The sequence below is a fragment of the Streptomyces sp. NRRL WC-3549 genome (genome assembly GCF_000721935.1).
Classification (GTDB): domain Bacteria; phylum Actinomycetota; class Actinomycetes; order Streptomycetales; family Streptomycetaceae; genus Streptomyces.
Genome location: NZ_KL585399.1, coordinates 17,301 through 19,123, shown reverse-complemented (window position 1 = coordinate 19,123; position 1,823 = coordinate 17,301). Strand labels below are relative to the sequence as shown.

The window sequence follows — 1,823 nt, the reverse complement described above, 5'->3', positions numbered from 1 at the left end:
CTCGCCGACCTGGTCAGCGGCTTCGGCGACAAGCTGGGCCGCCGTGCCGAACTCACCGCCGAACGTGACTTCACCGCCGGATCCGTCGACCTGCTGGGCCGGATCGTCGACGCCACCGCGACCCGGGCCCGCAGCCGGGACGTCCACGCCGCGGCCGAACGGCGTACCCGCACCCTGGCCCGCAGACTCCTCGCCCGCGCCGCCGAGGAACGCGGCCGGACCGCCGAGCTCGCCGAGCAGGTCACCGCCGCCGCCCACACCGTCACCGCGGCCGAGGCCACCCGCGGCCACCGCGGCCTGGTCGCCGCCGAACTCGCCTACCGACACGCCTCCCTCGCCCTCGCCGCGGCGGAGAAGGGCGCGGCGGCCCAGCGCCGCGAACTGGGCGACGCCCGGACCCTGCACGCCGCCTGGCAGGCCGCCGAAGCGGTGCTGCGGCAACGCCGCCCCCGCCCTCGCCGCCCGCGCCACGGCCGCCGCCGACCTCGTACGCGCCCTGCACACCGCGGCCGAGGCGGGCGAACGCGTCGCCGACGAGGAGGAGGAGCGCTCCGCGGTCCTCCAGGCCACCGGGGAGACGGCGCACCGTGACGCCACCACAGCGGCCACCGAGGCCCAGCGCGCCCGGAGCGAGGCCGGCCACCTCCGCCAGCGCCTGGCCGAGGTCGAACAGGAGACCGCCGAAGCGGTCCGGGCGGGCTGGCTCGACGACATGGCGCCCGACGCCGACCCGGCCCGCGCCGCCCTCGCCGCGAACGACGCGGAGAAGGCCGCGGTCGCGGCCTGGGACACCGCCAGGGACGCCGCCCGGACCACGTCCGACCACGCCAGGGAGGCGGCGGCGGCCGAGAGCCGCGCCGAACTCGCCGCGGCCCGGGCCGCCGACGGCGCCCGCGCCGCCGAGCAGTCCTACGAGGCCGAGCGCCGGGCCGCCGAATCCATCGCGGCCGAACCCCGCCTCGCCGATCTGCTGGGCATGCCGGCCTCCGGTGGAGTACCGCACCCCCGCAGGGCGGCGGGCGGCCCGGAGGCACCCGCCGCTGCGGAGGGCTCGCAGCCGCTCACCGCCGAGGAGCTCGACCAGAGCGCCGACGAACTGCGCGAGCTGCTCGACCAGGGCCTGCTCTTCGACCTGCGGACCGCCGCCGCCGACGACTCCCGTATCCTCGGCGCCCTCGGCGACGGCGGACTGCTGCCGCCCGGCCCGGACGTCCTCGCCACCGTCGAATACCTCGGCGAACACGGGATCCCGGCCCTGCCGGGCTGGCGTTACCTCGCCCAGGCCGTCGACCCCGCCGACCACGCGGCCGTGCTCGCCGCCCGCCCCGAACTGGTCGACGGGGTCGTCATCACCGACCCCGACGCGCACTCCCGGGCCCGGGAGGTACTCGGCACCGCCGCCCTGCTGCCGCGCTCCGCCGTGGCCGTCGGCACCGCCGCCGCCCTCCTGGCACCGGTCCCGACGGAGGGGGCCGCCCCCGCCGAGGACGGTGTCTTCCTGGTCCCGCCGAACCCGGCCATGCACGACGAACACGCCGCCGACGAGGAGCGGCAGGAGCTCAGGGCCAGGGCGGCCGCGCGCGACGAGGACATCAGGACCCTCGCCGCCCGGCTCGCCGCCGACCGCGCCCTCGCCGCCCGGATCGGTTCCTGGCGCGCCGACTGCCCGCCCGGCATGCTCACCGAACTCCGGGAAGCCGCCCACACCGTCCGCGCCGCCGCGGAGACGGCTCAGGCCGCACTGGCCGAGGCCCGGACCGTCCGGGCCGAGGCCGAGGAGGCCGCAGCCGAAGCCGCGCGCGTCCGCGACGAGCGGCAGGGGG

General features: G+C 78.9%; 1 pseudogene. It reads left to right on the top strand.

Annotation, left to right across the window (positions count from 1 at the left end):
* Positions 1-1,823: pseudogene (locus IH13_RS37520) on the top strand (hypothetical protein); the annotation flags it as partial.